General features: G+C 68.0%; 3 protein-coding genes. All 3 read left to right on the top strand.

Going from position 1 to position 1439, the window contains the following annotated elements; genetic code table 11:
* A partial coding sequence (locus tag EP26_RS30830) for a hypothetical protein (RefSeq protein ID WP_211259650.1) occupies nt 1–207 on the top strand: 207 nt, incomplete at its 5' end.
* Nucleotides 207–554, top strand: coding sequence for an IS66 family insertion sequence element accessory protein TnpB (gene tnpB, locus EP26_RS30825; RefSeq protein WP_043345442.1), 348 nt, complete (start codon nt 207–209; stop codon nt 552–554). The genes EP26_RS30830 and tnpB, both read left to right, overlap by 1 nt.
* Before the next feature lie 48 nt (nt 555–602).
* The coding region (locus EP26_RS30820) for an IS66 family transposase (protein ID WP_043345439.1) at nt 603–1439 on the top strand (837 nt) is incomplete at its 3' end.

Here is a 1439-nt window from a genome sequence, read left to right as displayed (position 1 = left end):
CTAGCGGCGGCGGTGTCGGGGTTCATGCCGGTGGCGGTGGTGCCGGAGGCGCCGCGTGTGGAAGGACCGAGGCCGGCGCGGGAGGGTGTGGTTGAGGCGCCTGGCGTGATTGAGATTGGCTTTGCCTCCGGTGTGACGGTGCGTGCCAGCGGCCGGGTGGACATGGTGGTACTGCGGGGCGTGCTGGCCGAACTGGGTGGCCGGTGATGTTTGGCCCGCCGCCTGGCACGCGCGTCTACTTGGCTTGCGGCGCGACGGATATGCGGAAGGGCTTCGATGGTTTGGCAGCCCAGGTGCAGACGGTGCTGGCGCAGGATCCGTACAGCGGCGCGGTATTTTGCTTTCGTGGGCGCCGCGGTGACCTGCTGAAGATTTTGGCTTGGGACGGCCAAGGCCTGGTTCTCGTGGCCAAGAGGTTAGAGAAAGGTCGCTTCGTGTGGCCGCAGGCGACGAGCGGTGTTGTTTCACTCACGCCAGCCATGCTCTCGATGCTTTTGGAGGGGATTGACTGGCGCATGCCGGCCTGGACGGCTCGGCCCGAGGTTGTGGGGTAACGCTCCTCTTATTTGCGGCGACGCGCTGCGGTCAGCGACGCTGTACGCGTGACCTCCGACCTCGACACCGCGGCATTCCCGGACGATGTGGAGACGCTGCGCGCCCTGCTGGCGCAGCGCGATACGCTCCTTGCCGAGCGCGACGCTGCCCTGGCTGAACGTGACGCCGAGCTGCGCAATGCAGGCTTTGAGATCGAGAAGCTGAAGGTCCAGCTGGCGGCATTGCGGCACGATCGTTATGGCCGGTCCTCCGAGAAGCTGGCGGCCGAGGCCGACCAGCTTGAGATGCTGATCGGCGACCTCGAGGAGAACCAAGCTGAGCGCGAGGCTGCGGCGGAGAAGGAGCGCCAAACCAAAGGCAGGTCCGGCAATCAGCGCAAGCCTGCCACGCGCCGGCCACTGCCCGAGCACCTGCCGCGCGAGATAGTAGTGCACGAGCCCGTCCTGGCCTGCCGCTGCGGCTGCACCGATCCCGCCCGCCTGACGCGGCTCGGCGAGAGTATCACGGAGGTGCTGGAGAAGCTTCCGGCCAGGCTGAAGGTGATCCGGCATATCCGGCCGCGCTATGCCTGCCGGGCCTGCGAGGCCATGCTGCAGGCACCTGCGCCAGCCCTGCCCATTGAACGGGGCCGGCCCGGGCCCGGCTTGGTGGCCCATGTGCTGATCTCGAAGTATCTCGACGGCCTGCCCCTCTACCGTCTCTCAGGCATCCTGGCGCGCGAGGGGGTGGAGATCGAGCGCCAAACCTTGGCCGACTGGGTGGGCCACGGCGCCTGGTGGCTGCGGCCGCTGGCCGAGGCGATCGGCACCTATGCTCTGGCGCAGGGCGTGATCTGGACCGATGACACCACCATTCGCGTCCTCGCCCCGGGGCGCGGCCGAACC

The sequence above is a fragment of the Belnapia moabensis DSM 16746 genome (genome assembly GCF_000745835.1).
GTDB lineage: Bacteria > Pseudomonadota > Alphaproteobacteria > Acetobacterales > Acetobacteraceae > Belnapia > Belnapia moabensis.
This window is presented reverse-complemented; position numbering and strand designations above follow the sequence as displayed.

What these genes read in the sequence shown, in the direction of transcription:
- tnpB (WP_043345442.1), top strand. Translation starts at nt 207, where the DNA reads ATGTTTGGCCCGCCGCCTGGCACGCGCGTCTACTTGGCTTGCGGCGCG.